Genomic DNA, 24407 nt, shown 5'->3' on the forward strand with positions numbered 1-24407 from the left:
AGGTGACGTATAGGGGCTGACGCCTGCCCGGTGCTGGAAGGTTAAGAGGAGGGGTCAGCGCAAGCGAAGCTCCGAATTGAAGCCCCAGTAAACGGCGGCCGTAACTATAACGGTCCTAAGGTAGCGAAATTCCTTGTCGGGTAAGTTCCGACCCGCACGAAAGGCGTAACGATCTGGGCACTGTCTCAACGAGAGACTCGGTGAAATTATAATATGCGTGAAGATGCGCATTACCCGCGACAGGACGGAAAGACCCCGTGGAGCTTTACTGCAGCCTGATATTGAATTCCGGTGCAGCCTGTACAGGATAGGTAGGAGCCTAAGATGCCGGAGCGCCAGCTTCGGTGGAGGCACCCGTGGGATACTACCCTGGCTGTATTGGACTTCTAACCCTTGCCCGTGATCCGGGCAGGAGACAGTGTCAGGCGGGCAGTTTGACTGGGGCGGTCGCCTCCTAAAGAGTAACGGAGGCGCCCAAAGGTTCCCTCAGAATGGTTGGACATCATTCGCAGAGTGCAAAGGCATAAGGGAGCTTGACTGCGAGACCTACAAGTCGAGCAGGGTCGAAAGACGGGCTTAGTGATCCGGTGGTTCCGCATGGAAGGGCCATCGCTCAACGGATAAAAGCTACCCCGGGGATAACAGGCTTATCTCCCCCAAGAGTCCACATCGACGGGGAGGTTTGGCACCTCGATGTCGGCTCATCGCATCCTGGGGCTGTAGTCGGTCCCAAGGGTTGGGCTGTTCGCCCATTAAAGCGGTACGCGAGCTGGGTTCAGAACGTCGTGAGACAGTTCGGTCCCTATCCGTCGCGGGCGCAGGAAATTTGAGAGGAGCTGTCCTTAGTACGAGAGGACCGGGATGGACACACCGCTGGTGTACCAGTTGTTCTGCCAAGGGCATCGCTGGGTAGCTATGTGTGGACGGGATAAATGCTGAAAGCATCTAAGCATGAAGCCCCCCTCGAGATGAGATTTCCCTTTACTTCTGTAAGTAAGATCCCTCAAAGATGATGAGGTGGATAGGTCCGGGGTGGAAGCGTGGCGACACGTGCAGCTGACGGATACTAATCGATCGAGGACTTAACCAAAATGCCGAAGCGGCCGCCTAGGCGCGACAGGCACAAGACGGATTGGCGAAGCGGCGCTTTCTGCCGCACAGCCGAGACGGCTTGTGACCCGAGCGACTGGCCGCTGAGGCTGGACAGTTACAAATGTACGTTGATTACGCTTTCCAATGTCACTTCTATCCGGTTTTGGGTGAACAAGAAAAGATTTATTTTAAAAAAGAGCTTGCAAAACAAGCGATGATTTGATATAATAAATCTTGTCTTGTGAAAATAGTCCAGTGATGATGGCGAAGAGGTCACACCCGTTCCCATACCGAACACGGAAGTTAAGCTCTTCAGCGCCGATGGTAGTAGGGGGCTTCCCCCTGTGAGAGTAGGACATCGCTGGGCTGTGAGATCACTCACCGGCAGTCTTGAAGGGTTGCCAAACATTATTCCGCAGTAGCTCAGTGGTAGAGCAATCGGCTGTTAACCGATCGGTCGTAGGTTCGAGTCCTACCTGCGGAGCCATTATATGGAGAGCTGTCCGAGTGGCCGAAGGAGCACGATTGGAAATCGTGTATACGCTAACCGCGTATCAAGGGTTCAAATCCCTTGCTCTCCGCCAGATTTATTCAAACATATATGGCCCCTTGGTCAAGCGGTTAAGACACCGCCCTTTCACGGCGGTAACACGGGTTCGAATCCCGTAGGGGTCACCATTCCATTTAAGTGAAAACTCATTGCTACTCCCGTTAGAATTGGGAGAAGCGAGCAGAACAAGGAAGCGAGTGAGAGAAGGAGGGAGCGTACAACAGTACGTGACTGACTGATCGACCGAAGCTGACGCGGTAATGCGAAGCTTATCGCAATTATAACACGGAGGATTAGCTCAGCTGGGAGAGCACCTGCCTTACAAGCAGGGGGTCGGCGGTTCGAACCCGTCATCCTCCACCATATTTAACTAATATTATCGCGGGGTGGAGCAGTGGTAGCTCGTCGGGCTCATAACCCGAAGGTCGCAGGTTCAAATCCTGCCCCCGCAACCAAAAGGTCCCGTGGTGTAGCGGTTAACATGCCTGCCTGTCACGCAGGAGATCGCCGGTTCGATCCCGGTCGGGACCGCCATTTTATAGTGGCTCAGTAGCTCAGTCGGTAGAGCAAAGGACTGAAAATCCTTGTGTCGGCGGTTCGATTCCGTCCTGAGCCACCATATATTATTATGCCGGTGTAGCTCAATTGGTAGAGCAACTGACTTGTAATCAGTAGGTTGAGGGTTCAAGTCCTTTCGCCGGCACCATCCTCATGGTGGGGTAGCGAAGTGGCTAAACGCGGCGGACTGTAAATCCGCTCCCTCCGGGTTCGGCGGTTCGAATCCGTCCCCCACCACCATTTACATAGGGGCATAGTTTAACGGTAGAATAGAGGTCTCCAAAACCTTTGGTGTGGGTTCGATTCCTACTGCCCCTGCCATTACTGTTTCACTTTCATATTACGGCGGTCGTGGCGAAGTGGTTAACGCATCGGATTGTGGTTCCGACATTCGGGGGTTCGATTCCCCTCGTCCGCCCCATTCATGCGATGTATACAAAAAAACTAATACTGTGGCGGTCGTGGCGAAGTGGTTAACGCATCGGATTGTGGTTCCGACATTCGGGGGTTCGATTCCCCTCGTCCGCCCCATTGGGGTATAGCCAAGCGGTAAGGCAACGGACTTTGACTCCGTCATTCGTTGGTTCGAATCCAGCTACCCCAGTATGCGGAAGTAGTTCAGTGGTAGAATACGACCTTGCCAAGGTCGGGGTCGCGGGTTCGAATCCCGTCTTCCGCTCCACTTAGTACGGCGGCATAGCCAAGCGGTAAGGCACGGGTCTGCAACACCCTTACCACCGGTTCGATTCCGGTTGCCGCCTCCATTGTTTTATGACGCTGCAGGTTACAAGATATGCCCGAGTGGTGGAATGGCAGACACGCCGCACTCAAAATGCGGTGCCGCGAGGCGTGCCGGTTCAAGTCCGGCCTCGGGTATCCCCTAGTCATTTTTAGATGACTTTAAAGGCTGATGAAAACCCTGTAAATGTTGTTAAATCAACGTTTGCGGGGTTTTCTTTTGTTTTTAAGAATGTTGTTGAAAAGCATAGCTTGTGAAAAGTTTTTACACATATTTTACACACGATTACACAGCCATGCCTTCGAAGATTGCGACTGTTTCCTGTTCATCCTGCTCGCGCATTTCATCGAGGATGTGTGAGTAGGTTTTCCAAGTCGTCTCCACGTCTTTATGGCCGAGCCGTTCGCTGACATAGTTCATGGATACTTTTTGATAAAGCAGTACGCTGGCATGCGTATGCCGCAGTCCATGCAAATTCACTTTCTTGATACCGAGATCCGTCAGCACTTTCCCGAGCAGCTTGTTCGCGTTCGCATTGGTGATCACTTTGTATTTTGACGAAGCACTGAAGAAGACGAGTTGGTGTAGATTGGTCGGCATCTTCAGGAACAGCCTTTTGAATTGGTTCATGGTAAACTGGTTCACCTTGATCACGCGAATCGATTCCTCGTTCTTCGTCGGTCCGAAGCCTTCCGGAGACGTATTCAAATAGCCCCAAGTCTTGTCGATGTTGATAGTGCTGTCTTCGAAATTGAAGTCCTTTCTGGTAAGCCCCACAAGCTCGCCAAACCGCATTCCGGTCGATAGGCCGAGTAGTAGTAAGTAATAGCCCAAGCCGGTGTTCAGGCGGTTCGTCAGCTCCTGGAACAGTGCCTTGCTTTCATTATAGCTGAGGTGCTTCTCGTCAGAGCGTTTCGCCTTCACGCTGTACGTCAAATTGACTTTCCGGGTGAAGTCAAAGGGGATAATCATATCCTCTACGGCATCGCGTACACATGCCCTGCAATGGTAGTTCAGCTTGTCCACTGTCTCTTTGCTTCGGGTGCTGCCGTAGTCGTTGATGAAGGCTTGGTAATCATGCCTTGAAATATTCTGTAATGGCCTATCCCCGAAGTATTCTTCCACGATCTGCAGGGACCGCTGATAGTGATACATCGTCTGCCCAGTGATATTCTTCTTGTATAGATCGATCCACTTTCTGAAATACTCCGCAAAAGCTACGTCCTTCATATTCATGGTAATGCCGCGCTGCAGGTTCATCTCCACTTCTGCTGCAGCGACCTGGGCTTCCTTCTTGGTGGCAAACCCTCCTTTTCGAATTGCCTTTCCTTTATTGCTCACTGTGTACTGCCACGTCTTACCGCGCTTCTGAAATGATGCCATTACAAATTCCCCTTTCTATATAAGAAAAGAGCAAACGGATGAGTCTGCTCTTTTCTCTTTGGTGCTTAACGTTAAGTATCAAAGTTCTCGCGTAACTCGTACTGCCTTGCCAATAATTCTTGCTGGGCTGTCTTCAGTGATTATGTATGGTTTATGCTCTGGATTATCAGGCATTAACATAATCAAATCCCCTTGCTTCCTTACTCTTTTTAAAGTTGCCTCTTCATCTCCATTGAGTTGGACTGCTGCTATTTCACCGTATTCTACTTCTGGCTGCTCTCTTATCATTACAAGAGCGCCATTTGGAATTGTGGGCTCCATACTGTTACCACATGCTTCTAAATAAAACGTTGTGCCTGAGGGCAGCATGTCAGGTGACTCGTAGCGATATCCTTTGATGTTTTCTTCCGCTAAAATAGGATCTCCGCAGGCTATTTTTCCGAGTATAGGAATTCGAACTGTGGCTGGCGCAACTTCTATGATATTAGAAGGCATTTTCTCTTTCTTTTTTTCTTCAGTCAAATCTGATCGTGAAACTTTAAAGTAATCTGCCATCAATTGAATCTTATCAATACGCGGATACGTTTTTGCATTAACCCAATTTGATACCGTCATATCAGGAACTTGCAAGTCACGCGACAAGTCTCTTTGCGTTTTTCTTTCACGGTCTAGATAGAATCTAATATTATCAGCCATAATTTGTTTTAACTTTTCTGATCCGGTCATTTCATCACCCCCTTGACTCCATTATACCGTTTTAGGGTAATTATTCAATAGAATATTTACCGTTTAAAAATATTTTTTGCTTCTTTCTTGTTGACTTTAACTTTAAACGGTAATATACTCGGTTTACAGCAATCGACAGGAGGTGATGAAATGTTACAGATTTCAATTAAAGCAGCGAGAGTAAATGCCAGAATGAACACAAAACAGGCAGCAGTGCGAATTGGCGTAACAGCTGAAGTTCTGAGGAATTACGAGCGTGGCCGTACTGTGATACCAGCTCATGTGCTCAAGAAAGCTGCGGCAGTTTATGGTATTCCCGAAGAGAATATTCGTCCTCACATTGTAGAAGATGGTGTTTACGATGAGGACGAAAAAAATTTGATGTATGTTACCGTTTAAAGTTAAAAAGGCGAAACACCCATCAACGGGTGGCTGGGGAATGGACGTGAAATACCTGGCGGATGTAATGGAGGAAGGAGGTGGAGGAAGTGGATAGAAGTGATGCAATCAAGAAATCAATAAATGACTGTGTGAAGGCTGAAGCTGAGATGTTATTTGCTTCAGTGATGAAGGAAGCTGAGACACTTAAAGACTTGAATACAGCATTATGGGAACACGGCAAAGTTGAGTCTCTCGACAACGGATTAGATAACATGCTGGATCGTCTGGTCTATATGGAGTTCTCTGAAAAGCTGAAAACAACTATGGAAGCTATCGAAAGAACGGCAATCAAAAAGATGCCACCCCTTTAAGAGGTGGCGAGCGTGTGCAGTTATAGATCACGCAGCATGCCTACTACAATTTCGTGTTGTCCCTTGTAGTTGTCATAGCGTTCAGCTAGCCAAGATGTATTATGGTCATCCATTTCAATCACTGATTTGAGTTCCCGGTATACATCATTCCAGAAGCTTAGCAATGAAGAGATTTCGTAATGTTGGATGTCTTCGTTATTCGAAAGAAACAAGTTCGTGACTTCTTTTATCGTGAATATTTCAGATAGATAGACACCGACAATCGGGGAAGGATTTTCAGTGCTTACTGTCTTCTGATATAAGGAACTTGTTTTGTCGAATAGGTCAATACAGTAATCGAGCAACTCGCTAATTTTAAAATTATCAATCATACGTATCACCTCCCTTCACTCACATTCTATCAGAAGGGAGTAAGAGAAAGGAGGCTTACCATGCAGCAGCTGAACGTTAGTCTCTCAATCCCGATACCTACTGATCAAGTATTAATCAGCAAGATCGAACTTGAGGATCTACGGAAGCAAGAACTGACCGGCGTTTACTGGTCCATGAAAGACTTGGAAAAACGGACGAACAAAGGCCAGCAATGGCTGAAGGAGAATCTGCTATACAAGCAGCGGTTCAAAAAAGAATTGGATTGCGAAAATGGCGGCTTCGTTTACTACCCGAAGGTGCGTGGCGAGAATTGGAGCTTCCAAGCCGGAAAGATGGCCGTTTTCCTAGACAAAAACTTTCATTTAATTTTCGGAGGGAGGAATTAATATGACCGAATGGGGACTAATCGCAGCAACTGGCATACCGACTTCAGCAATCATTTGTTTCGGCCTCGGAATCTACTGGGAACGTCTGAAAGCGGAGCCTGAGCAGAAAAGTTCGAAGCAGCCGACACATGAAATCATATTCCTGGCGGAGCGGGAGAGGAGGATGCGGAAGTGATCAGCCTGAATGAAGTGGCAGATACAATCAATCGTCTGGAAGCAATTAAGTACGATTCCATGGGCAGCGACGGTAAAAGTGGAATCTTGTCGTACTTAGTTGACCGTGGATTCGGAATAAGAGCACATCTGTCAAACGACCTGTTCTTTTCGGAGTTCATTGAGTACGAAGCCAAGCTAATGAGCGACAACGAATACTTCATCATGACTGCCTATATCCGCGGCGTGGCGTTCTTTACAATGCTCAAAGTGGACGAGCTGGTTGATCTATCTGATACCATGCCCGAGCATTTTGAGTATATCAGCCGGCAGCTGCAGGCGGATCCGGTATGAAAAAATGTAGGAAGATTCGTCGAAAACGCTGGTTGAAAGCTCGGCAGAAATCTTACCGACGCGCCAAGTTTATCAAGGACTTCCGCGACCACTTTGTCCGTAAAGGTATTCTCTGAGAGGAGGTGACGCAGATGAAGGATGAAGACTGGTTTGGCAAGAACGGAAACTCGGTAGTGTGTCCTGTTCCTGGATGTAATCACATAGGCAGCCTTATTACCAAAGCTCATTGTCGCATGGCGCACGGCATGGAACGGGAAGAGGTCGGCAGGTTGTACGGTCTACCTAGGAGACTAGGAACACGATGGAATTTTCACGAGAAAGGAAGATAAGCAATGGAGATTATGAAATCGGAAGAAGTCCGGGAGTTGTCGGATCGGTCGGCAGTCGAGTACGAGAAAAGCGTGCTGGAAGGTCCGCTGTTCAAATCGGTTCTTTCCGATATGGAAGAGGCTGCACTGCAGGGGTTGAGTGGCTTCACGAAGTATATCAAACGTGAAGAGATTCGTGCTTGCAAAGTAATTCAAAGGGCCTTCGCTGATGCAAGTTACGACTGTGAGCTAAAGCTAAAGGTTGGTTTGCAACAAGGCACTTTGTTCGGTGTACCGTATCACATTCAGCAATTCATCGTTTCTTGGGAACAAAAATGACCGCTCGGCAAAGCGGCCACTCATAAACCTATAACAGAACCATCATATCACGAAAGGAGCCACTTGTATGGCAAAAAAGCAAATTGACCTACCACTTTCCGGTCTCGCAGGGGGAGCAATCCAAGAGAAGCTAGACCATGAACTGAAGAAAGTGTTCGCCAATATCCATGACACGAACACGAAAGCGAAGGACAAACGATCCATCACAATCAAGCTCGAGTTCCAGCCGGATGAGAACCGGCAGACGGTCGCAGTAAACAGTGACATCACGACGAAGCTCGCCAACATCGAGGGCGTTTCCACTATCGTCCTGACTGGCCGAGATATTGCATCTGGAACCGTTGAAGCACGCGAGCTGAAATCTACTGTACCTGGTCAAACCTATTTCGATGATGAGGGCACGACCCGCACAGATGTCGGCGAACCGATTGATGTCATCGAGCGCGAACAGGAACGGAAAGTAATTAACTTACAAAAAGGAAGAGGGTAATCACTTTGATCAAAGAAGCATTGCAATACCTGTTGAATATGAAAATCGATCCAGTCGACCGCGTCATCGAACTGACGGATAAGGACGGCATGGAGCGGAATCTGGTCATCAATGACCGCGGCGACGCGATAGAAATTAATTCCCTCGATAACCGGGCCTGCGAATCTATCCAGCTGAATACGTTGACTGGCCTTGTCGACTACATCAAGTCCAACTTGGAGCGTGTTGGCAATCAGTTGTATCTGCATGTCATCGATGAGGAGACTGTCGTTCTGAAAAGCACCCTTTACACGTCAGGCAAGCGCGAAGAGCTAGTCACTGCAAAAGCGATTGTTCCTTACTTCCAATACGGGGCATTTCATGGAACAGAGGAACTGATCATCGCGTTCCAATCCATCTTTACGAAAACGGAAGACCGCGATCTCATTCTCAAAGTCGTAGGCAGCGTAAAAGAAGAAAACGTCCGCGAGACAGGCGACACCGGAATCGCACAGGCCGTGACCATTAAGACGGGCATTGCATCAACCGACGATGTCGTTGTTCCGAATCCAGTCACACTGGCCCCGTACCGGACGTTTCTGGAAGTGGAACAGCCTGCGAGTGATTTCATCTTCCGAATGAAGGACGGCCCGCGCGGCGCAATTTTTGAAGCTGACGGCGGTGCATGGCGGAACAAGGCAATCGCTAATGTACGTGATTACTTGGTTGGAGAACTAGATGAGGAAATCGCGGCGAAGCGCATCACCATTATCGCGTAATTAAAGGGAGGGGGATTGTAATGATCAAGATCAATAAGTTGGAAATCGAAAACGTAAAGCGCGTGAAGGCAGTCAAAATCGAACCGACAACGAACGGTTTGACCATTGTAGGCGGCCGCAATAATCAAGGGAAGACTAGCGTCCTGGATGCCATCGCCTGGGGACTGGGTGGCAACAAATACAGACCGAGCCAAGCCAACAGAGAAGGCAGTGTCATTCCTCCTTACCTCAACATCACGCTTTCAAATGGTCTTGTGGTTGAGCGTAAGGGGAAGAACAGTGAACTGAAAGTCATTGATCCGAATGGAGATAAGGCGGGGCAGCAGCTCCTTAATAGTTTTATCGAAGAACTGGCTATCGACCTGCCGAAATTCATGAACTCGACCAGTCGGGAGAAGGCGGATATTCTTCTGCGTATCATCGGCGTCGGTGCGGACCTGGCGCAGCTCGAAAAGCAGGAGCAAGAAGTGTACAACCGGCGGCATGCCATAGGTCAGATTGCTGATCAGAAACAGAAATACGCGAAGGAACAGCCTTATTTTCCGGATGTACCAAAGGAGCCGATTTCCGTATCGGAGCTCATCCAGCAGCAGCAAGCCATCCTTGCGCGCAATGGCGAGAATCAGCGAAAGCGTGAGCAGCTGACATTCATCGAGCAGAAGCATATCCAGCAACAACAGGAAGTCGAGCGGCTGAAACAGCAACTGGCAGCTGCGGAGAATACCCTCCTGCAGACGTCAAATGACTTGGAGACTGCAAAGAAGTCTGCGCTTGATCTGCATGACGAATCCACGACAGAGCTCGAGGAGAATATCCAGCAGATCGATGATATTAACCGCAAGGTGCGGGCGAATCTCGACAAGGATAAGGCAGAGAGCGATGCGAGCGAATATCGGGTCGAGTACGACAAGCTTTCGAATGAAATAACTGAAATCAGAAAGAAGAAGACTGCGCTTCTGCAGAACGCGAACCTGCCGCTCGAAGGATTGTCAGTCGCTGACGGTGAGCTCGTATTTAATGGCCAGAAATGGGACAACATGAGCGGCGCTGATCAGCTTCGCGTATCCACCGCTATCGTGCGGAAACTCAAACCGACTTGCGGTTTTATCCTACTAGACAAATTAGAACAGATGGATATGGAGACTTTGCAGGAGTTTGGGGCGTGGCTTGAGCAGGAAGGGTTGCAGGCCATAGCCACTCGGGTTAGCACAGGCGAGGAGTGCAGCATCATCATCGAAGATGGTTATGTGGCGGGACAAGACTTCGTTTCCTCGCAGGAGCCGGCCCAGCCGAAAACGTGGAAAGCAGGTGAGTTCTGATGCAAGTCATCAGCGGGAAAATGCAAACAGCGAAAAAAGTCGTTATCTATGGCCCTGAAGGCGTCGGGAAAACGTCCCTTGCCGCGCAGTTCCCAAAGCCGATTTTTCTCGATGTGGAAGGATCAACTACGGAACTATCAGTAGATCGATTGCCAAAACCGTCAAGCTGGCAGATGCTCGAGCAGCAAGTCGACTGGGCGAAGAACCAGATTGGCACATACAAGACGCTAATCATCGACACAATCGACTGGGCGGAGAAGTTATGTTCTAGCGCTATCTGTGCAAAAAACAGTAAGAACGGAATCGAGGATTTTGGCTATGGAAAGGGCTACGTATATCTAGCTGAGGACATCGGCCGGTTCCTTAATAAGTTGTCGGATGTGGTAGAGATCGGCATGCATGTCGTCCTTGTCGCGCATAGTCAGATTGTGAAATTTGAGCAGCCGGACGAAATGGGCAACTACGATCGATACCAGCTGAAGCTCGAGAAGAAAGTGGCTCCTCTCGTCAAGGAGTGGGCGGATCTCCTGCTCTTCGTCAATTACAAAACGTTTTCTGTCGCGACAGACGAGACTGGCAAGAAACACAAAGCCCAAGGCGGCCGCCGTGTAATCTATACGACGCATCACCCAGCATGGGACGCGAAGAACCGGCAAGGCCTGCCGGACGAGTTGCCGCTAGACTATGCGAGCATTGCACATGTGTTTGAGACGGTGCCTGCACAACAGCAGCCGATACAGCAACCCGTTCCACCGTCAGTTCAGGAACCGATTCAACAGCCGGCACCAGAACCGCAGCCTGATCCACAACCTGCACCAGCTCCCCCGGCAGAACCTGCGCCGCAACAGACGACGACCGCATCATTCGAACAATCGAAGCCATTGGACCCGAACATTCCAGCGTCCTTGCGTGATTTGATGGTACAACACGGAGTTGGTGAGGAAGATATCCAGGTCGTGGTCAGCCGGAAAGGCTACTATCCGATGGAGACGCCGATCGTGAACTATGATCCTAGCTTTGTGGATGGGGTGCTTGTCTCGGCATGGCCGCAGGTTCATGACATGGTGAAGCAGTATCGCGAAGAATTGCCTTTTTATTAAACAAAATGGGAGTGAATAGATGATGAGTCAAGAAAGAGAATTGCAATGGGATGACGAGATAGTCAAAGACGGTGGCGATTTTATACTGCTGGATCCGGGTGAATACAATTTCACTGTTTCAAAGATGGAGCGCGCCCGTTTTACCGGAAGCGCCAAGATGCCGGCATGCAACCAAGCAAAGCTGGAACTGACGATCCACACGCAGCAACACGGTGACGTGACGGTTTTTCATAACCTGTTCCTTCATACGAAGACAGAGGGTCTACTATCCAATTTCTTTGTCGGGATCGGCCAGAAGAGGGAAGGCGAACCGCTTCGCATGGACTGGGGCCGAGTCGTCGGGGCGACTGGCAGGCTGGAACTGGAATTGAACACTTACAAAAGCCGGGATGGCGATGAGCGGACCAACAACCAGGTGAAAAAGTTTCTGAAGCCAGGTGAATCACAGCAGCCATCATATCATCCACCACAACAGCAGCAGTACCAACAGCCTGCCCAGCAGTATCAGCAGCCGGTGCAACAGCCATACACAGCACCGGCGCAAACACAACAACAACAGCCAACACACCAGTCGCCATTTCCAACCGGCGGACAAGGCGGGTACACGCCGGGCCAATTCTAAAGGGGGAGTATTGTCAAAATGAAACTACGGGACTATCAAGAGGCAGCGAGAGAATCCATACAGCAGGAGTGGAGAGAGGGCGTCAAGAAGACGCTCCTCGTCCTTCCTACCGGTTGCGGCAAGACCATCGTATTCTCCAAGGTGATCGAGGATCGCGTGAAACTAGGCGAGCGCGTTCTGGTCCTTGCACACCGCGGCGAATTGCTAGAACAGGCAGCAGACAAGCTTGAAAAATCAACGGGTCTGAAATGCGCGACTGAAAAGGCACAGGAAACTTCGCTAGGAAGCTGGTTCCGCGTCGTGGTCGGCAGCGTGCAGACAATGATGCGAGAAAAACGGCTGGAACAATTCGAGAAGGACTTCTTCGACACAATTATCATCGACGAAGCGCATCACTGCATTTCTGACAGCTATCAGCGGGTGCTCAACTACTTCGAAGATGCCAATGTTCTCGGCGTCACGGCGACGCCAGACAGGGGCGACATGAAAAATCTCGGCTCTTATTTCGAGAGCCTGGCCTATGAATATACACTGCCGAAAGCAATCAAATCCGGATATCTGAGCCCAATCAAGGCGCTGACCATTCCTCTCGAGTTGGATTTGACTAGTGTCGGGCAGCAGGCAGGAGATTTCAAGGTAGGCGATCTCGGCAATGCACTAGACCCTTACTTGGAATCCATCGCGGATGAAATGGTCAAGAACGCGAGCGGGCGAAAGATTGTCGTGTTCCTCCCTCTTGTGTCGACGAGCCAGCGCTTCACGGAAATCCTAAATGCGAAAGGTTTCCGGGCAGCTGAAGTCAACGGCGAATCGAAAGACCGGGCGGAAGTGCTTGAGGACTTTGAGAACGACAAGTACAACGTCCTCTGCAATTCAATGCTGCTCACGGAAGGTTGGGACTGCCCATCAGTCGATTGCGTGGTCGTCTTGCGGCCGACAAAAGTACGATCGCTTTATTCCCAGATGGTCGGGCGCGGTACCCGGCTTCATCCTGGTAAAACTGAATTATTATTGCTCGACTTCCTCTGGCATACGGATCGTCATGAGCTCTGTCATCCAGCGCATCTGATTGCAGGCAGCGACGATATCGCACAGGCCATGACCAAGCAGATTGAGGAAGCAGGCATTCCGCTCGATCTTGAACTTGTGGAGAAGCAGGCGACGGAGGATGTTGTGGCACAACGCGAGGAAGCACTTGCGAAACAGCTTGCCGAGATGAAGAAACGGAAACGGAAGCTCGTTGATCCTCTTCAATTTGAGATGAGTATCCAGGCAGAGGACTTGGCCAAATACGTTCCGTCTTTCGGGTGGGAAGCGGAGCCGCCGAGCGAACAGCAGGTCAAGTCGCTTGAAAAGCTAGGCATCATGCCGGACGAGATTGACAATGCAGGGAAGGCGTCCAAACTGCTCGACCGTCTGGATGCCCGGCGCGATCAGGGCTTGACCACACCGAAACAAATCCGGTTCCTCGAGGGGCGCGGCTTCGAGCATGTCGGCACATGGTCATTCGATACGGCAAAAAGGATGATTGACCGGATCGCCGCGAACGGCTGGCGGATTCCGCAGGGTGTCAATCCGAAAGAGTATCGCGGTGAAGGCCAATGAAGCGAGTTCTTTACATTATGGCTATGATTGCAGCCGGTTACTGGCTGGCGACGCTTGCAGAGTTTTTGTTCTTTGGCTATCAACTTTCAACTGCTGAAATTTTTATGGCGAGTTTCGTTACGATGGCGGCAATGATGGTATGGGGAATTCAATTGAGGAGGAAACCGGAATGATAATAACACGAGACGTAACCCAACAGGCACAAGAAGCATTTGACAATTATATCGCAGCTATGAGTGAAAGCGATTATATGGATATTGAGATTCCAATGAACGCTGCTGACTGGGTTCCGAAACTCCTCCGCCTAGTCGGAGAACTGAAACAGGAAGAAGCCCGTCTGCGGGAAGTGTTGGAGCGGATTGCCGAGATGAAGGTAGAGAATGACCGTACTTGGTTTGAGTACCAGCAAGATTTGGTATCAGCGGTAACATATGCTCGCGAAGCCTTGAAAGGAGAATCGTAATGGGATTCGTAGAATTTACCGGTGAGGAAACCGAAAAGGAATTCCTTGAAAGGTGTCTCGAACAGTGGGAATTGACAGCTGAATCGAATATCCCGGATATGGCTAAGATCATGCAGCTCGGGACCGCCTTCTCGGAGATCCGTCATCGGCTTGCAGAAATGGAGGACGCTAAATGAAAAACGTCGATGTGAACGCCGAACAGAAACGCTGGTATGTGATCCAGCAGCTACACTTGCTCGGCATCTATGAAACTGTGAAAGGTATGCCGGTCGAGAAATCGGACTACCGTTCACTTGTTGCCACGTTAGCGAAAGCCAGGGTAGTGGCACAGTGAGCGCGGAAGAACGGGAGCAGTTCATTTCGATGCTTGCCCTCTGGACGGGATGGAATGAATCCTTCTTCGCAAACTTAACGGATGCGGAGCTGCTGCGGGAGTTTGATCGGCATGTTGAGGATGAACAGTAGACGGATAACGGTGAGGGTGGCGCAAATGAATTGGTTATGTAAAATCATTGGTCACGACTGGTGCTATCGAGGACACTTGGGAACGTATCAATGCCTTAGGTGTAGAAAATTTAAGCCAAACTAATCAGCAGTACGACGATATAGCTAAAAGAGCTGGCAATGAATGCGCATTTTCATTGCCAGTAGAAAAGAAGTTTGGAGGACGGACAAAAATTTACACGACGACAGAATTACTCAACAGAATTACCTAGCAATAAATGAAGTATCAATCCGATCACCACCCCTTTTAGAATATCTGATACAAAACTCAACAAAACTGTAAAAACAAAAACCATATATTATTCAACTCCTATAAATTGCTAGCGAACAAAACTAGAGCTCGAGTTAGTTATGTTCTGCCGCTAAAGGAATTAAAATCAGTTTCTCCATACGCAGTAATTGTATAGAGATACATGTCAATATGCAATCTAACTTTTGAAGAAGTAGGTGAAAACAGTGGAACACAAACTGGATCTCATAGAGTTGCTGTCATTCGTTGACCCGGCCGGCTTGTCGTATCAGGAATGGGTAAATGTGGGGATGGCGCTCAAATACGAGGGCTATACGGCGAGCGACTGGGACCAGTGGAGCGCAGCGGATACACGGTACAAGCCGGGCGAATGCTTCCGGAAATGGACCAGCTTCGAAGGCAGCGGCTCGCCCGTCACCGGCGCGACAATCACGCAGATGGCCAAAGACAACGGCTGGCTCCCTCGGTCCCGCGAAGATAGGGAGCTCGATTGGGGCGATGAGATCACCGGCAATGACGAGTATGTTGTCGTCGACCGTAACTGGATCGAGGGAAAAGAGATCCAGGAGCCGGCATTCTGGAATCCTGTCAAGGAGCTGACCACGTACCTGGAGACACTCTTCGAGGCATCCGAAAACGTCGGCTACGTAACGTCCACCTGGCAGAACGACGATGGAAAGTTCCTCCCGACGAAAGGCAACTTTGACCGGACGGCCGGGGAATTGATCCAGCTTCTCAATGAATCAAATGGCGATATCGGAGCCGTGCTCGGAGATTACAATCCAGAAGCAGGCGCATGGATCCGTTTCAATCCGCTCGACGGTCAGGGCGTCAAAAACGAAAACGTCACCGAATACAAGTACGCGCTCGTCGAATCGGACACGATGGAGATTGAAAAGCAAAACGCCATTGTCCGCGAGTTGGAGCTGCCGATTGCCGCGCTCGTTTATTCGGGCAAGAAGAGTATCCACGCGATTGTGAAAGTGGAAGCGGCCAACTATGACGAGTACCGGAAACGCGTCGATTATCTGTATGATATTTGCAAAAAGAACGGACTCAACATAGATAACCAGAACCGGAACCCGTCCCGCTTGTCCCGCATGCCGGGCGTCGAGCGAAACGGCAAGAAGCAATTCCTCATCGACACGAACATCGGAAAAGCAACATGGGAAGAGTGGCACGAATGGATTGAGGGCATCAATGATGATCTGCCGGATCCGGAAAGCCTGACTGATTTCTGGAACGACATGCCCGACCTCGCGCCTCCCTTAATAGAGGGATTGCTTCGACAGGGCCATAAAATGCTGATTGCAGGACCGTCGAAGGCCGGTAAGTCATTCGCACTGATCGAGCTTTCTATCGCCATAGCGGAAGCCCAGAAGTGGCTAGGCTGGCAATGCGCGCAAGGGAAAGTGTTGTATGTCAACCTCGAGCTCGATCGTGCGTCCTGTCTCCATCGATTCAAGGATGTGTACCAGGCGTTAGGATTGCCACCGAGCAATCTGGCAAACATCGATATCTGGAACTTGCGGGGGAAGGTCGTGCCGATGGACAAGTTGGCACCGAAGCTGATACGGAGGGCTGCCAAGAAGAATTATACGGCTGTCATCATCGACCCGATCTACAAGGTACTGACCGGTGACGAGAACAGCGCGGATCAGATGGCTCACTTCACTAACCAATTTGACAAGATATGTACCGAACTCGGCTCATCCGTCATCTACTGTCACCATCACTCGAAAGGTTCACAAGGCGGCAAGAAGTCGATGGATCGGGCGTCAGGATCCGGCGTATTCGCTCGTGACCCGGACGCACTCATTGATCTCGTGGAATTGGAGTTGACCGAAGCATTGCTGAAGCAGGAAGAAGGCAAGGCGATGTGCGCCATCTATCGCAAGTACATCGAGACGCACAACTATGACTATCTGGATGAGCATGTGTCTCAGGATGACCTGCTTACCGTTTCCGCAATGGATGACCATGCGAAACGTGCCATTCCTCATTACATGGATGAGGCACTCGATGAAATCAATGCAGCAGTCCAGAAGGTGCGGATCCGTTCGGCTTGGCGCGTCGAGGGCACGCTGCGGGAGTACCCGAAATTTGAACCGGTCAATATGTGGTTTGATTATCCGATTCATGCGGTGGACACTGTGGGCAGCCTGAAGGACATCGAGCCGGAGGGGGATGCTCCTGCTTGGAAGAAGAACGTAGATAAGAAGAAAAAGACACCTGAGCAGGCAAAGCAAGAACGGAAGAACGCGCTCGAAATTGCTATCGGGGCATGCGGTATAGACGAGAAAATTACGACCGATGACCTGGCTGAATACATGGCGATCAGCGAGAAAACTGTAAGAAGAAGGATAAAAGAGCATGGTGGTTATGATGTCATCGAAGGGGAAGTCGTTCCAAGGGACAGGGACAATCAGTGAGTTTTGTCTGTCCGTCCTTCACAGGGACAAGGAACAAACTCCACTGATTGTCTGTCTGTCCCTATGAGGGACACAGGGACAAACCTACAGAATGTCCTTGTCCCTGTAGAATTTCACAATCTCAGTTAGGGACAGGGACAAACTATACTGATTGTCCCTGTAAAATCCCTTTAAATCAACGTTTCTAAAGTTTGTGAAATGAGACAGGGACAGGGACAGGGACAACCCTATACTACGTATAGGTAAATGTCCGTTGTCCCTAACCGTCCAAATGGGTGACAGGTACATGGGGCAGTCAAGCATGCCCCCATGTAACCCTGACCCCTTGTCTTTGGACAAAGGAAATTGTCTCAAAAATGAAAAGTAAGAAAATGGGAGGTTGTCTACTTGTTAGAAGTTACCAATAAAATTGAGCGCTGGGCCGCGGACCGAAAATTAGACAGCGCGGATCCGTCAAAACAAATTTTAAAGTTGGGCGAGGAATTCGGAGAACTATGCGAGGGGTTCGCCAAAGGAAGACCGGAGCAGGTTATTGACTCAATCGGGGATATGTATGTTGTCCTCACGATTTTGGCATTGCAAATCGATACGACGATGGATGAGTGTGCTTCTGCTGCATACGCAGAGATCAAAGATAGGACGGGGCAGATGGTGAACGGCGTTTTCGTCAAAGATGAGGACCTTGTATGATTACAGAATTTTTCATGCCTATGATTCCACCGACCACGACGCATCAGCAAAAGCAAGTGACGGTCCGCAATGGCAAGCCAGTATTTTATGAGCCAGCTGACCTGCAGGCCGCAAGAGCGAAATTGACTGGCCATCTTGGGCGGCATGTACCGAAACAGAAATACACGTCAGCGGTCAGGCTCATGGTCAAGTGGTGTTTTCCGACGACAGGCAACAGGCAGAACGGACAGTACAAGCACACGCGGCCTGACACGGACAATCTGCAGAAGCTGCTGAAGGATTGCATGTCCGATCTAGGCTACTGGACAGATGACGCCCTGGTAGCTTCCGAGATTGTCGAGAAGTTCTGGGCCGACATGCCGGGCATCTGGATCCGGATTGAGGCGATCTGATGGACTACCGGGCCTTCTTTGCGGAAATCGCCGGCTGGGTAGAGCAGTGCAACGAGCTGGCCGCAAAGCACGGAATGGACAGCGATGAGTTCTGGAAATGGGTGACACAGTCATCGGCCAACATCTGCGAGAAGTACGGTAATAATCCTTTGGTCAATGGCCAGATGTCGTTCCTGTTTCAGTGGCTAGATGACGTATACAGGCAAGCGAGGAAGAACTAAAATGATAGGGGTGGGGCAAGTGCTGCAGCTGGAATATGACATCACATCAAGCACCTTTAAGTACGTGGAATCGCTATGGTTCCGTTACAATGACATGCTTTCGAAAATGCGGGACATCGAGATGGACAGCGCGACGCAGGCAGATATGAATAAGGATATTAAGGCAAAGGGACTGACAAGCGATCCGACAGCTGCGCAGGTTTTCCGTGTAGAGTATGCACGGCAGGATAAGCAGTATCTGACGCTGGAACTGAACGTCAAGGCGATCGAGCAGGTAATGGATATGCTGCCGGATGAATATAAACAGGTTGCTCGATCCCGTTACTTCACACGGCATGCGAAACGATGGCAGAAGATCGCAGAGGAGACAGGCTACTCGGAACGACACGCTAGACGAATAAGGGATATGATTGTGGTCGCTACTGCAGAAAAACTCGGACTGTGGTGAAAGATGTCCGTTTCGGCCTCTTAAAATCGGTTAGTATGCTAGTGTAGGAGAAAAACCTACAGCCATTACAATTTCCCCTTTGATAACCATCCGTGTGTTCAACATGCGGATGGTTTTTAACTTTTAGAACGAGTGTTCTTATTTATGGTATACTTGAGGAAAGGGGGAAGGCATTAATGGCTGAATTAGATTTGTATCAACGATTAGAAAATATCGTTGAGAGACATAAAAACAAAAACGTGAAAAGAGACCTCACTGTGGTCATTACATATTCGACAGGGGAAAAGGAAGAGTTTCCTGTATCAATTGTTTTCTGGGCCAATTCCATATTAAGCACAAAAAACAGATTGAAGTTTCTTTACTTCGAAACTAAATTGATCAGTTTGGATCATGTTGTGAAAATGGAATATCAAGGACTGGAACGATATCTTAATGCGGAAAAAGGAGGAATGGACGATGAGTAAACCTAACCTATCAGCAATCGATAATGTAAAGCAGCTTGACACCCGCAATAAGTATGAGAAAAGTATTGCAGATATGAAAGAGGTCTTCCCATACGTCATTCAGGAATGGGAGCTCAAAGCGAACTTTCTGAAAGCGAAGTATGATCAGCTGATCAAAGAGGGTTTCACAGAAGAGCAGGCGCTCGACATTGTGAAGACACGGCCAATCATCGAGTAGGGGGTAGTGTTGATGGTACGCAAACCTAGGCGTCCCTGCAACCATCCAGGCTGCCGCACGATTACAAGTGATGGTAGGTGTGATGAGCATAGGAACTACTACAACCGCTACCGGGGCACCACCACCCAGCAGGGCTATGGGTACCGATGGCAGCAGGCCCGTCGCTCCTATCTACTTGATCACCCTTTATGCGTCACATGTCGTAAGCAAGGAATCCGCACGGCTGCTAATGTTGTCGACCATATCATTCCGCATCGAGGCGACAATGAATTGTTTTGGAACCGGCGCAACTGGCAGGCCCTGTGCTCTTCCTGTCACTCCCGCAAGACGGCAATGGAAGACGGAGGCTTTGGCAACCGCAAGCAGTGACGCGCTCCAATCATTCGTCAAGATCAAGATGATTTGAAGAGTTCGTTCGTTTGATTCCAACTTGTTTTTTCTTACATCGAGCAAGTCACAACAAGATGATATTAGAAATCATTAAGGGGTAGGGGGTGTAAATCTCTACCACTTTTTTGCGACATAAGCGCGCTCCAGCTAAGCGTAAATTTTTTTCGCAAAATGAAATTTTTCTGGGAGGTGACCTTTTATGGCAGGAAGACCAAGCAAACCCGTTCAATTGATCAAGTTGGAAGGGAATAAGGACAGGCGCACGAAAGCTGAACTTGACCATCGTGAAAAGATGGAAAAGAAATTGCAGACCGGCACGACGTTTCGCGAGGAGCCTGCTACAAAAGCTGATCCAATCGCCCATAAGGAATTTCTTCGTCTGCGGAAATTGTACAAGGAAATCGAATTCATCGAGGGTTTAGATCAAGCGACCATCAACCGATATTGCCAGCTGAAAGGCCAGGAGGACTTCCTGCAGCAGCTGTATAATCAGGTCAGAGAATCGATCGAGAAGGCAAAGCAAATGTCCAAAAAAATGGCGTTTTACGATGACATGAAAGAAATCATCACAAAGCAGAATCAGGTACGGGATAAAATGCTGAAACTTGAAGATCGATTGTTTTTGAATCCTGTCGCTCGTATGCGGTCCATCCCGAAAAAGCCGAATGAGGAAAAGGAAGAATCACCGATGGCCAGATTCTTGAAGAGTCGTGGTGCGGATGGTTGAAACACGAATTGACAAGCAGCGCGCGCTGGAACCAATTGAATTTATACAAATGCTCAAAGCGGTTGACGATTTTTACGGTCAGCCGTTTTTATTATTGGACTGGCAGCACGACACGATATGGGATGTATACGGGACCGTAAATAAAACTGGCTATCGACAATATCGCTATGCCTATCTGGAAGTGCCGAAAAAGAACGGTAAGACATCCCTCATTGCGGCGCTCGGTGTGTATCATTTGGTATGTGACGGAATGCAAGGGCAGATTTATTGCTGTGCGGCTGATCGGCAGCAGGCGACGCTCGTCTATAAAGCGGCCGTCGGGATGATCGAGCAGGATGAAGAGCTTGGTAAGGTTCTGAAAATTACGGACAGCCGGAAGGAAATCGCCAATATTCATACCGGCACTGTCTTGAAGGTTCTTTCTGCTGAAGCATTTACGAAGCACGGTATCAACCCAACAGTCGTCATTTTTGATGAGTTGCATGCGCAGCCCAACCGGGATCTATGGGATGTCATGACATTCGGCGCCGGTGCGGCCCGGAAAGAGCCTTTGTGGTGGGTCATCACAACGGCCGGGGATGACCCGGACAGGAATTCAATCGGTTGGGAGATTCACGAGAAGGCATTGAAGATTCGAGATGGAGAACTGGTGGATCCTACCTGGTATGTGAAAGTGTATGGAGCTGAAGAGGACGATGACATTTGGGACGAGGCGACTTGGTATAAAGCGAATCCTTCGCTCGGTCATACCATTCCCATAGAGTCCGTCCGTCAGGAGGCGCTATCCGCACGCAATAGCGAAGCATCTGAAAAGCTATTTCGTTGGTTGCGGTTGAATCAGTGGGTATCACTTAAACAGCATAGCTGGCAGCCCCTCACTTTGTGGGATTCCACGAACGGGGATTGGTCGTTGTCCGATCTTGTGGGCAAGCGGTGTTATCCCGGTCTAGACTTGTCGAGCACTACAGATATCACAGCTGCATGCTATTTGTTCCCTCCACAAGATGACTTTGAGGATTGGCGGTTCATCTTTGATGCATGGATTCCAGATGAAAATATGAAAGAGCGGGTTCATCGCGATAAAGTGCCGTATGATCGTTGGGCCAATCAGAAATTCCTGCATGCCACGCCAGGCAACGTAGTTGATTATGAATTCGTGGAAACCAGATTGCTGTCCGCGAGTCAACAGTATGAAATCGCGGCACTCGGGACGGATCCATGGAACAGCCGGATGCTGACCCAGCGGCTGATGAACGAAGGAATTGAGGTCGTGGAAATCGCACAGAACATGAAGCATATGAGTCCAGCAATGAAAATGATTGAGCGGCTGATGAAGTCGAAACAGATGAGTCATGAGAAGAATCCACTTGCTCGTTGGTGTTGGGGAAATACCGTCATTGCTATAGACGGCAACGAGAATATCAAGCCGATGAAGAACAAATCACATGAGCGGATTGACTTGACGGTTGCACTGATCAACGCAATGGCGACAGCCATGTTGTTTGAGGAAGACATCGAGTCCGTTTATGATCGCCGTGGCTTGTTGTCCATTTGAAGGAGGTGAGAGATTGAAACAAAGAGGAATTATCCAGCGTGCGAGGGATTGGTTGACTACACCGATTGACCAAGCGGTGGAAAGCTGGTTTGTGGACATGGTTGGCGGAGGGAGCACATCTTCTGGAGCACGTGTCAATGAACGGACTGCAATCACATATTCATCTTTTTGGGCGGCCGTGCGAGCGATCACTAAACCGATAGCTTCATTGCCATTGCATCTCTATGAGCGATCAGGAGACGGCCGTGAGCGTGCATACAGCCATCCTGTTTATAAACTGCTGCATGAAAATCCGAACCCGATGATGACAAGTCTTTCCTTCCGTGATGCGCTGAATACGCATCTGCTGGTGTGGGGGAACGGATACGCCGAGATTGAATACGGTGCGGACGGAATGCCAGTCGCACTCTGGCCGTTGACGCCGGATTGTGTGACTCCCCGATATGCGAAAAAGAACAATGAAATTGAATACCTGGTCACGCTGCCGAATGGTGGCACTGTCGTCTTGCCGAAATGGCGGATGTTTCATCTGGTCGGTCCAGGCTTTGACGGCTTGAAAGGGTATTCGGTTGTTCGCATGTTCCGTGAAGCAATCGGCATGGGGATCTCAGTGACCGAGTATGGTGCGAGGTTCTTCGGCAATGGAGCGAAGCCGGGCGGCGTTTTGGAACATCCCGGGAAGCTAAAGGGCAAAGACCAGATCGAAGCACTGCGTGAGCAATGGAACGATATTCACCGCGGTCTCAGTAATGCCCATCGTATTGCCATCTTGGAAGAAGGTATGTCATATAAGCAAATTGGCATTCCCCCGGAAGACGCTCAGTTCTTAGAGACACGCGCATTTCAGCGGCAAGAGATGGCGGCCATTTTCGGCGTACCTCCTCATAAGATTGGATCCATGGAGAACGCGACATTCTCCAATATCGAGCACCAGGCACAGGAATTCTATACAGACACGCTTTTATATTGGTTCTCTCTTTGGGAGCAGACCATTCAGATGCAGCTCATTCCTGAATTCATGCAAGAACGGTTCTATGCCAGCTTTCTCGTTGACGGTATTCTTCGCGGTGATGTGGAGAGTCGTTATCGTGCGTATGCTACTGCGCGGCAGTGGGGATGGATGAGCGCGAACGATATTTTACGGAAAGAGAACATGGATCCGATTGGCCCGGAAGGTGATATCTATCTTGTGCCTCTTAATATGATCAATGCTGCTGACCTAGGCAACATTGAATACCAGCCGCGCTTTCAACGAAGTATCGAAAATACAGAGCTAAGAGCATTTGAGAAATCCACAAAAGAACAGCGGCAGGTCAGGGCTGCACATAACCGTTCCAGACTTGCTAAGCGATATGAGCAGGTCTTTTCTAATGCCCTGAAACGCTATCTGGAGCAGGAAATGAAAGATGTTCGGGAAGCAGTTCATAACCATTTGAACGAACGTGATTCGGCAACTTTTGATGTCTGGCTGGATGAATACTATAGGAATAATGAGGCGTTGAAAAAACGTATGAAACCGGCTTTCCTATCACTTGCTGAAATCATCTATGAGGAAGCGAGCAAAGAGGTTGGCGACAAAATGACGTTCACTGATGATGCTCGCCAGTTCATTGACAAGTACCTGGACTCATTTGCGGAACGGTATTCCGGCAGTTCGAAAGGACAGCTACGGAAAATTGTCCAGAAGGCTTATGACGAAGGGCTAGACCCAGTTGATGAAATCGATGTCCGACTTGCTGAGTGGGAAGAGCGCCGGCCGGACAAAGTCGCCATGAATGAGACTGTCCAAATTTGCGGAGCGATCGCCAAGGTGGCTTTTGCTGCACTTGGGGTCAGCCGTCTCAGATGGATGGCGCTCGGGAGTGACAATTGCCCATATTGCCAGGAACTGAATGGCATGGTTGTCGGTATTGAACAGAATTTCGTAAGCAAGGATCAGAGCCTTGAAAGTGAAGACGGCACGATGCATGTGCGGAAACCGGCTTCACATCCACCGTTGCATGGCGGATGTGTTTGTCAGATTGTAGCTGATTAGAAAGGTGGTGAGA

Annotated in this window: 31 protein-coding genes, 16 tRNA genes and 2 rRNA genes (1 of these 49 cut by a window edge); 46 read left to right on the forward strand and 3 right to left on the reverse strand. The window is 49.4% G+C overall.

Translation table 11 applies throughout. The features are described 5' to 3' along the window. The 18 genes from ACZ5FK_RS14370 to ACZ5FK_RS14455 form a co-directional block, all read left to right on the forward strand. Positions 1 to 1090, forward strand: a 23S ribosomal RNA gene (locus tag ACZ5FK_RS14370) (it extends 1845 nt beyond the left edge of the window). Positions 1091 to 1343: 253 nt separating this feature from the next. Further along, positions 1344 to 1459: ribosomal RNA gene (gene rrf / locus ACZ5FK_RS14375) — 5S ribosomal RNA — on the forward strand. 45 nt (positions 1460 to 1504) lie between these two features. Then, positions 1505 to 1579 (forward strand) — tRNA-Asn (locus tag ACZ5FK_RS14380). A 6-nt stretch (positions 1580 to 1585) separates the two neighbouring features. Further along, positions 1586 to 1676 (forward strand) — tRNA-Ser (locus ACZ5FK_RS14385). A gap of 19 nt (positions 1677 to 1695) precedes the next feature. Beyond that, a tRNA-Glu gene (locus ACZ5FK_RS14390) sits at positions 1696 to 1770 on the forward strand. A 159-nt stretch (positions 1771 to 1929) separates the two neighbouring features. After that, positions 1930 to 2005 (forward strand) — tRNA-Val (locus tag ACZ5FK_RS14395). 17 nt (positions 2006 to 2022) lie between these two features. Continuing rightward, positions 2023 to 2097, forward strand: a tRNA-Met gene (locus ACZ5FK_RS14400). 3 nt (positions 2098 to 2100) lie between these two features. Beyond that, a tRNA-Asp gene (locus ACZ5FK_RS14405) sits at positions 2101 to 2176 on the forward strand. Positions 2177 to 2185: 9 nt separating this feature from the next. Beyond that, positions 2186 to 2261 (forward strand) — tRNA-Phe (locus tag ACZ5FK_RS14410). A gap of 11 nt (positions 2262 to 2272) precedes the next feature. Next, positions 2273 to 2348 (forward strand) — tRNA-Thr (locus tag ACZ5FK_RS14415). Positions 2349 to 2355: 7 nt separating this feature from the next. Then, a tRNA-Tyr gene (locus tag ACZ5FK_RS14420) sits at positions 2356 to 2440 on the forward strand. 7 nt (positions 2441 to 2447) lie between these two features. Continuing rightward, positions 2448 to 2521 (forward strand) — tRNA-Trp (locus tag ACZ5FK_RS14425). Between the two features lie 24 nt (positions 2522 to 2545). Continuing rightward, positions 2546 to 2621, forward strand: a tRNA-His gene (locus tag ACZ5FK_RS14430). A 34-nt stretch (positions 2622 to 2655) separates the two neighbouring features. Further along, positions 2656 to 2731: transfer RNA gene (locus ACZ5FK_RS14435), tRNA-His, on the forward strand. Between the two features lies 1 nt (position 2732). Then, a tRNA-Gln gene (locus tag ACZ5FK_RS14440) sits at positions 2733 to 2804 on the forward strand. Between the two features lie 3 nt (positions 2805 to 2807). Then, positions 2808 to 2882 (forward strand) — tRNA-Gly (locus ACZ5FK_RS14445). A gap of 8 nt (positions 2883 to 2890) precedes the next feature. Further along, positions 2891 to 2964, forward strand: a tRNA-Cys gene (locus ACZ5FK_RS14450). A 31-nt stretch (positions 2965 to 2995) separates the two neighbouring features. Further along, positions 2996 to 3076, forward strand: a tRNA-Leu gene (locus ACZ5FK_RS14455). Between the two features lie 148 nt (positions 3077 to 3224). On the opposite strand, the gene ACZ5FK_RS14460 is transcribed toward ACZ5FK_RS14455, so the two are convergent. Then, on the reverse strand, positions 3225 to 4322 hold the full coding sequence (locus tag ACZ5FK_RS14460; protein WP_464805559.1) for a site-specific integrase: 1098 nt from the start codon (positions 4320 to 4322) through the stop codon (positions 3225 to 3227). Positions 4323 to 4400: 78 nt separating this feature from the next. Then, positions 4401 to 5048, reverse strand: coding sequence for a LexA family protein (locus ACZ5FK_RS14465; protein ID WP_464805560.1), 648 nt, complete (start codon positions 5046 to 5048; stop codon positions 4401 to 4403). 150 nt (positions 5049 to 5198) lie between these two features. Between ACZ5FK_RS14465 and ACZ5FK_RS14470 the strand changes: the two genes are divergently transcribed. Then, on the forward strand, positions 5199 to 5447 hold the full coding sequence (locus ACZ5FK_RS14470; RefSeq protein ID WP_464805561.1) for a helix-turn-helix domain-containing protein: 249 nt from the start codon (positions 5199 to 5201) through the stop codon (positions 5445 to 5447). 89 nt (positions 5448 to 5536) lie between these two features. Continuing rightward, on the forward strand, positions 5537 to 5800 hold the full coding sequence (locus ACZ5FK_RS14475; RefSeq protein ID WP_464805562.1) for a GIY-YIG nuclease family protein: 264 nt from the start codon (positions 5537 to 5539) through the stop codon (positions 5798 to 5800). A gap of 20 nt (positions 5801 to 5820) precedes the next feature. On the opposite strand, the gene ACZ5FK_RS14480 is transcribed toward ACZ5FK_RS14475, so the two are convergent. Next, a complete protein-coding gene (locus ACZ5FK_RS14480) occupies positions 5821 to 6171 on the reverse strand; it encodes a hypothetical protein (protein ID WP_464805563.1) in 351 nt (116 codons plus the stop codon). 60 nt (positions 6172 to 6231) lie between these two features. Between ACZ5FK_RS14480 and ACZ5FK_RS14485 the strand changes: the two genes are divergently transcribed. The 26 genes from ACZ5FK_RS14485 to ACZ5FK_RS14610 all read left to right on the forward strand — a co-directional run bounded on the left by ACZ5FK_RS14485 (position 6232) and on the right by ACZ5FK_RS14610 (position 24394). Next, positions 6232 to 6558, forward strand: a complete 327-nt coding sequence (locus ACZ5FK_RS14485; RefSeq protein WP_464805564.1) for a DUF771 domain-containing protein — start codon at positions 6232 to 6234, stop codon at positions 6556 to 6558. A gap of 1 nt (position 6559) precedes the next feature. After that, on the forward strand, positions 6560 to 6733 hold the full coding sequence (locus tag ACZ5FK_RS14490) for a hypothetical protein (RefSeq protein ID WP_464805565.1): 174 nt from the start codon (positions 6560 to 6562) through the stop codon (positions 6731 to 6733). Then, positions 6730 to 7065: a hypothetical protein gene (locus ACZ5FK_RS14495; protein ID WP_464805566.1), complete on the forward strand. Its 336-nt coding sequence runs from the start codon at positions 6730 to 6732 to the stop codon at positions 7063 to 7065. The genes ACZ5FK_RS14490 and ACZ5FK_RS14495 overlap by 4 nt, the downstream gene beginning before the upstream one ends. Before the next feature lie 332 nt (positions 7066 to 7397). Further along, complete coding sequence (locus ACZ5FK_RS14500; protein ID WP_464805567.1) at positions 7398 to 7712, forward strand: hypothetical protein; 315 nt, start codon at positions 7398 to 7400, stop codon at positions 7710 to 7712. A gap of 67 nt (positions 7713 to 7779) precedes the next feature. Continuing rightward, positions 7780 to 8202 (forward strand): hypothetical protein, encoded by a 423-nt coding sequence (locus ACZ5FK_RS14505; protein ID WP_464805568.1) that lies wholly within the window; start codon positions 7780 to 7782, stop codon positions 8200 to 8202. 5 nt (positions 8203 to 8207) lie between these two features. Beyond that, positions 8208 to 8960 (forward strand): hypothetical protein, encoded by a 753-nt coding sequence (locus tag ACZ5FK_RS14510; protein ID WP_464805569.1) that lies wholly within the window; start codon positions 8208 to 8210, stop codon positions 8958 to 8960. Between the two features lie 20 nt (positions 8961 to 8980). Next, a complete protein-coding gene (locus ACZ5FK_RS14515) occupies positions 8981 to 10279 on the forward strand; it encodes an AAA family ATPase (RefSeq protein WP_464805570.1) in 1299 nt (432 codons plus the stop codon). Further along, a complete protein-coding gene (locus ACZ5FK_RS14520) occupies positions 10279 to 11379 on the forward strand; it encodes an ATP-binding protein (protein ID WP_464805571.1) in 1101 nt (366 codons plus the stop codon). The genes ACZ5FK_RS14515 and ACZ5FK_RS14520 overlap by 1 nt, the downstream gene beginning before the upstream one ends. Positions 11380 to 11401: 22 nt before the next feature. Next, on the forward strand, positions 11402 to 12001 hold the full coding sequence (locus tag ACZ5FK_RS14525; RefSeq protein WP_464805572.1) for a hypothetical protein: 600 nt from the start codon (positions 11402 to 11404) through the stop codon (positions 11999 to 12001). Positions 12002 to 12019: 18 nt separating this feature from the next. Then, positions 12020 to 13606, forward strand: a complete 1587-nt coding sequence (locus ACZ5FK_RS14530) for a DEAD/DEAH box helicase (protein ID WP_464805573.1) — start codon at positions 12020 to 12022, stop codon at positions 13604 to 13606. Next, complete coding sequence (locus tag ACZ5FK_RS14535; protein WP_464805574.1) at positions 13603 to 13779, forward strand: hypothetical protein; 177 nt, start codon at positions 13603 to 13605, stop codon at positions 13777 to 13779. Before ACZ5FK_RS14530 ends, ACZ5FK_RS14535 begins: the two co-directional genes overlap by 4 nt. Further along, the gene (locus ACZ5FK_RS14540; RefSeq protein ID WP_464805575.1) at positions 13776 to 14069 is read left to right on the forward strand and encodes a hypothetical protein; all 294 of its coding nucleotides are present in this window, start codon (positions 13776 to 13778) and stop codon (positions 14067 to 14069) included. The genes ACZ5FK_RS14535 and ACZ5FK_RS14540 overlap by 4 nt, the downstream gene beginning before the upstream one ends. Continuing rightward, entirely contained in the window at positions 14069 to 14245 is a 177-nt protein-coding gene (locus ACZ5FK_RS14545) for a hypothetical protein (RefSeq protein WP_464805576.1), read from the forward strand. The genes ACZ5FK_RS14540 and ACZ5FK_RS14545 overlap by 1 nt, the downstream gene beginning before the upstream one ends. Continuing rightward, the gene (locus ACZ5FK_RS14550; RefSeq protein WP_464805577.1) at positions 14242 to 14403 is read left to right on the forward strand and encodes a hypothetical protein; all 162 of its coding nucleotides are present in this window, start codon (positions 14242 to 14244) and stop codon (positions 14401 to 14403) included. Before ACZ5FK_RS14545 ends, ACZ5FK_RS14550 begins: the two co-directional genes overlap by 4 nt. After that, complete coding sequence (locus tag ACZ5FK_RS14555; protein ID WP_464805578.1) at positions 14400 to 14534, forward strand: hypothetical protein; 135 nt, start codon at positions 14400 to 14402, stop codon at positions 14532 to 14534. The genes ACZ5FK_RS14550 and ACZ5FK_RS14555 overlap by 4 nt, the downstream gene beginning before the upstream one ends. 495 nt (positions 14535 to 15029) lie before the next feature. Further along, the gene (locus tag ACZ5FK_RS14560) at positions 15030 to 17255 is read left to right on the forward strand and encodes an AAA family ATPase (protein ID WP_464805579.1); all 2226 of its coding nucleotides are present in this window, start codon (positions 15030 to 15032) and stop codon (positions 17253 to 17255) included. A 387-nt stretch (positions 17256 to 17642) separates the two neighbouring features. Further along, a complete protein-coding gene (locus tag ACZ5FK_RS14565) occupies positions 17643 to 17945 on the forward strand; it encodes a MazG-like family protein (protein ID WP_464805580.1) in 303 nt (100 codons plus the stop codon). Next, positions 17942 to 18337, forward strand: coding sequence for a RusA family crossover junction endodeoxyribonuclease (locus ACZ5FK_RS14570; protein WP_464805581.1), 396 nt, complete (start codon positions 17942 to 17944; stop codon positions 18335 to 18337). The genes ACZ5FK_RS14565 and ACZ5FK_RS14570 overlap by 4 nt, the downstream gene beginning before the upstream one ends. After that, on the forward strand, positions 18337 to 18558 hold the full coding sequence (locus ACZ5FK_RS14575; protein ID WP_464805582.1) for a hypothetical protein: 222 nt from the start codon (positions 18337 to 18339) through the stop codon (positions 18556 to 18558). Before ACZ5FK_RS14570 ends, ACZ5FK_RS14575 begins: the two co-directional genes overlap by 1 nt. A gap of 1 nt (position 18559) precedes the next feature. Beyond that, the gene (locus ACZ5FK_RS14580) at positions 18560 to 19006 is read left to right on the forward strand and encodes a hypothetical protein (protein ID WP_464805583.1); all 447 of its coding nucleotides are present in this window, start codon (positions 18560 to 18562) and stop codon (positions 19004 to 19006) included. Positions 19007 to 19182: 176 nt separating this feature from the next. Continuing rightward, on the forward strand, positions 19183 to 19470 hold the full coding sequence (locus ACZ5FK_RS14585; RefSeq protein ID WP_464805584.1) for a hypothetical protein: 288 nt from the start codon (positions 19183 to 19185) through the stop codon (positions 19468 to 19470). After that, the gene (locus tag ACZ5FK_RS14590) at positions 19463 to 19687 is read left to right on the forward strand and encodes a hypothetical protein (RefSeq protein ID WP_464805585.1); all 225 of its coding nucleotides are present in this window, start codon (positions 19463 to 19465) and stop codon (positions 19685 to 19687) included. Before ACZ5FK_RS14585 ends, ACZ5FK_RS14590 begins: the two co-directional genes overlap by 8 nt. A 12-nt stretch (positions 19688 to 19699) precedes the next feature. Beyond that, positions 19700 to 20056 (forward strand): HNH endonuclease, encoded by a 357-nt coding sequence (locus ACZ5FK_RS14595; RefSeq protein ID WP_464805586.1) that lies wholly within the window; start codon positions 19700 to 19702, stop codon positions 20054 to 20056. 220 nt (positions 20057 to 20276) lie between these two features. Then, entirely contained in the window at positions 20277 to 20804 is a 528-nt protein-coding gene (locus ACZ5FK_RS14600; RefSeq protein ID WP_464805587.1) for a P27 family phage terminase small subunit, read from the forward strand. Continuing rightward, complete coding sequence (locus tag ACZ5FK_RS14605; protein ID WP_464805588.1) at positions 20797 to 22359, forward strand: terminase large subunit; 1563 nt, start codon at positions 20797 to 20799, stop codon at positions 22357 to 22359. The genes ACZ5FK_RS14600 and ACZ5FK_RS14605 overlap by 8 nt, the downstream gene beginning before the upstream one ends. Before the next feature lie 13 nt (positions 22360 to 22372). Beyond that, positions 22373 to 24394, forward strand: a complete 2022-nt coding sequence (locus ACZ5FK_RS14610; protein ID WP_464805589.1) for a phage portal protein — start codon at positions 22373 to 22375, stop codon at positions 24392 to 24394. Positions 24395 to 24407: the final 13 nt, after the last annotated feature.

The sequence above is a fragment of the Sporosarcina sp. GTC18466 genome (genome assembly GCF_055389225.1).

What these genes read in the sequence shown, in the direction of transcription:
- ACZ5FK_RS14460 (WP_464805559.1), bottom strand. Translation starts at nt 4,322, where the DNA reads ATGGCATCATTTCAGAAGCGCGGTAAGACGTGGCAGTACACAGTGAGC.
- ACZ5FK_RS14465 (WP_464805560.1), bottom strand. Translation starts at nt 5,048, where the DNA reads ATGACCGGATCAGAAAAGTTAAAACAAATTATGGCTGATAATATTAGA.
- ACZ5FK_RS14470 (WP_464805561.1), top strand. Translation starts at nt 5,199, where the DNA reads ATGTTACAGATTTCAATTAAAGCAGCGAGAGTAAATGCCAGAATGAAC.
- ACZ5FK_RS14480 (WP_464805563.1), bottom strand. Translation starts at nt 6,171, where the DNA reads ATGATTGATAATTTTAAAATTAGCGAGTTGCTCGATTACTGTATTGAC.
- ACZ5FK_RS14485 (WP_464805564.1), top strand. Translation starts at nt 6,232, where the DNA reads ATGCAGCAGCTGAACGTTAGTCTCTCAATCCCGATACCTACTGATCAA.
- ACZ5FK_RS14490 (WP_464805565.1), top strand. Translation starts at nt 6,560, where the DNA reads ATGACCGAATGGGGACTAATCGCAGCAACTGGCATACCGACTTCAGCA.
- ACZ5FK_RS14500 (WP_464805567.1), top strand. Translation starts at nt 7,398, where the DNA reads ATGGAGATTATGAAATCGGAAGAAGTCCGGGAGTTGTCGGATCGGTCG.
- ACZ5FK_RS14505 (WP_464805568.1), top strand. Translation starts at nt 7,780, where the DNA reads ATGGCAAAAAAGCAAATTGACCTACCACTTTCCGGTCTCGCAGGGGGA.
- ACZ5FK_RS14515 (WP_464805570.1), top strand. Translation starts at nt 8,981, where the DNA reads ATGATCAAGATCAATAAGTTGGAAATCGAAAACGTAAAGCGCGTGAAG.
- ACZ5FK_RS14520 (WP_464805571.1), top strand. Translation starts at nt 10,279, where the DNA reads ATGCAAGTCATCAGCGGGAAAATGCAAACAGCGAAAAAAGTCGTTATC.
- ACZ5FK_RS14525 (WP_464805572.1), top strand. Translation starts at nt 11,402, where the DNA reads ATGAGTCAAGAAAGAGAATTGCAATGGGATGACGAGATAGTCAAAGAC.
- ACZ5FK_RS14530 (WP_464805573.1), top strand. Translation starts at nt 12,020, where the DNA reads ATGAAACTACGGGACTATCAAGAGGCAGCGAGAGAATCCATACAGCAG.
- ACZ5FK_RS14535 (WP_464805574.1), top strand. Translation starts at nt 13,603, where the DNA reads ATGAAGCGAGTTCTTTACATTATGGCTATGATTGCAGCCGGTTACTGG.
- ACZ5FK_RS14540 (WP_464805575.1), top strand. Translation starts at nt 13,776, where the DNA reads ATGATAATAACACGAGACGTAACCCAACAGGCACAAGAAGCATTTGAC.
- ACZ5FK_RS14545 (WP_464805576.1), top strand. Translation starts at nt 14,069, where the DNA reads ATGGGATTCGTAGAATTTACCGGTGAGGAAACCGAAAAGGAATTCCTT.
- ACZ5FK_RS14550 (WP_464805577.1), top strand. Translation starts at nt 14,242, where the DNA reads ATGAAAAACGTCGATGTGAACGCCGAACAGAAACGCTGGTATGTGATC.
- ACZ5FK_RS14570 (WP_464805581.1), top strand. Translation starts at nt 17,942, where the DNA reads ATGATTACAGAATTTTTCATGCCTATGATTCCACCGACCACGACGCAT.
- ACZ5FK_RS14575 (WP_464805582.1), top strand. Translation starts at nt 18,337, where the DNA reads ATGGACTACCGGGCCTTCTTTGCGGAAATCGCCGGCTGGGTAGAGCAG.
- ACZ5FK_RS14580 (WP_464805583.1), top strand. Translation starts at nt 18,560, where the DNA reads ATGATAGGGGTGGGGCAAGTGCTGCAGCTGGAATATGACATCACATCA.
- ACZ5FK_RS14585 (WP_464805584.1), top strand. Translation starts at nt 19,183, where the DNA reads ATGGCTGAATTAGATTTGTATCAACGATTAGAAAATATCGTTGAGAGA.
- ACZ5FK_RS14590 (WP_464805585.1), top strand. Translation starts at nt 19,463, where the DNA reads ATGAGTAAACCTAACCTATCAGCAATCGATAATGTAAAGCAGCTTGAC.
- ACZ5FK_RS14595 (WP_464805586.1), top strand. Translation starts at nt 19,700, where the DNA reads ATGGTACGCAAACCTAGGCGTCCCTGCAACCATCCAGGCTGCCGCACG.
- ACZ5FK_RS14600 (WP_464805587.1), top strand. Translation starts at nt 20,277, where the DNA reads ATGGCAGGAAGACCAAGCAAACCCGTTCAATTGATCAAGTTGGAAGGG.
- ACZ5FK_RS14605 (WP_464805588.1), top strand. Translation starts at nt 20,797, where the DNA reads ATGGTTGAAACACGAATTGACAAGCAGCGCGCGCTGGAACCAATTGAA.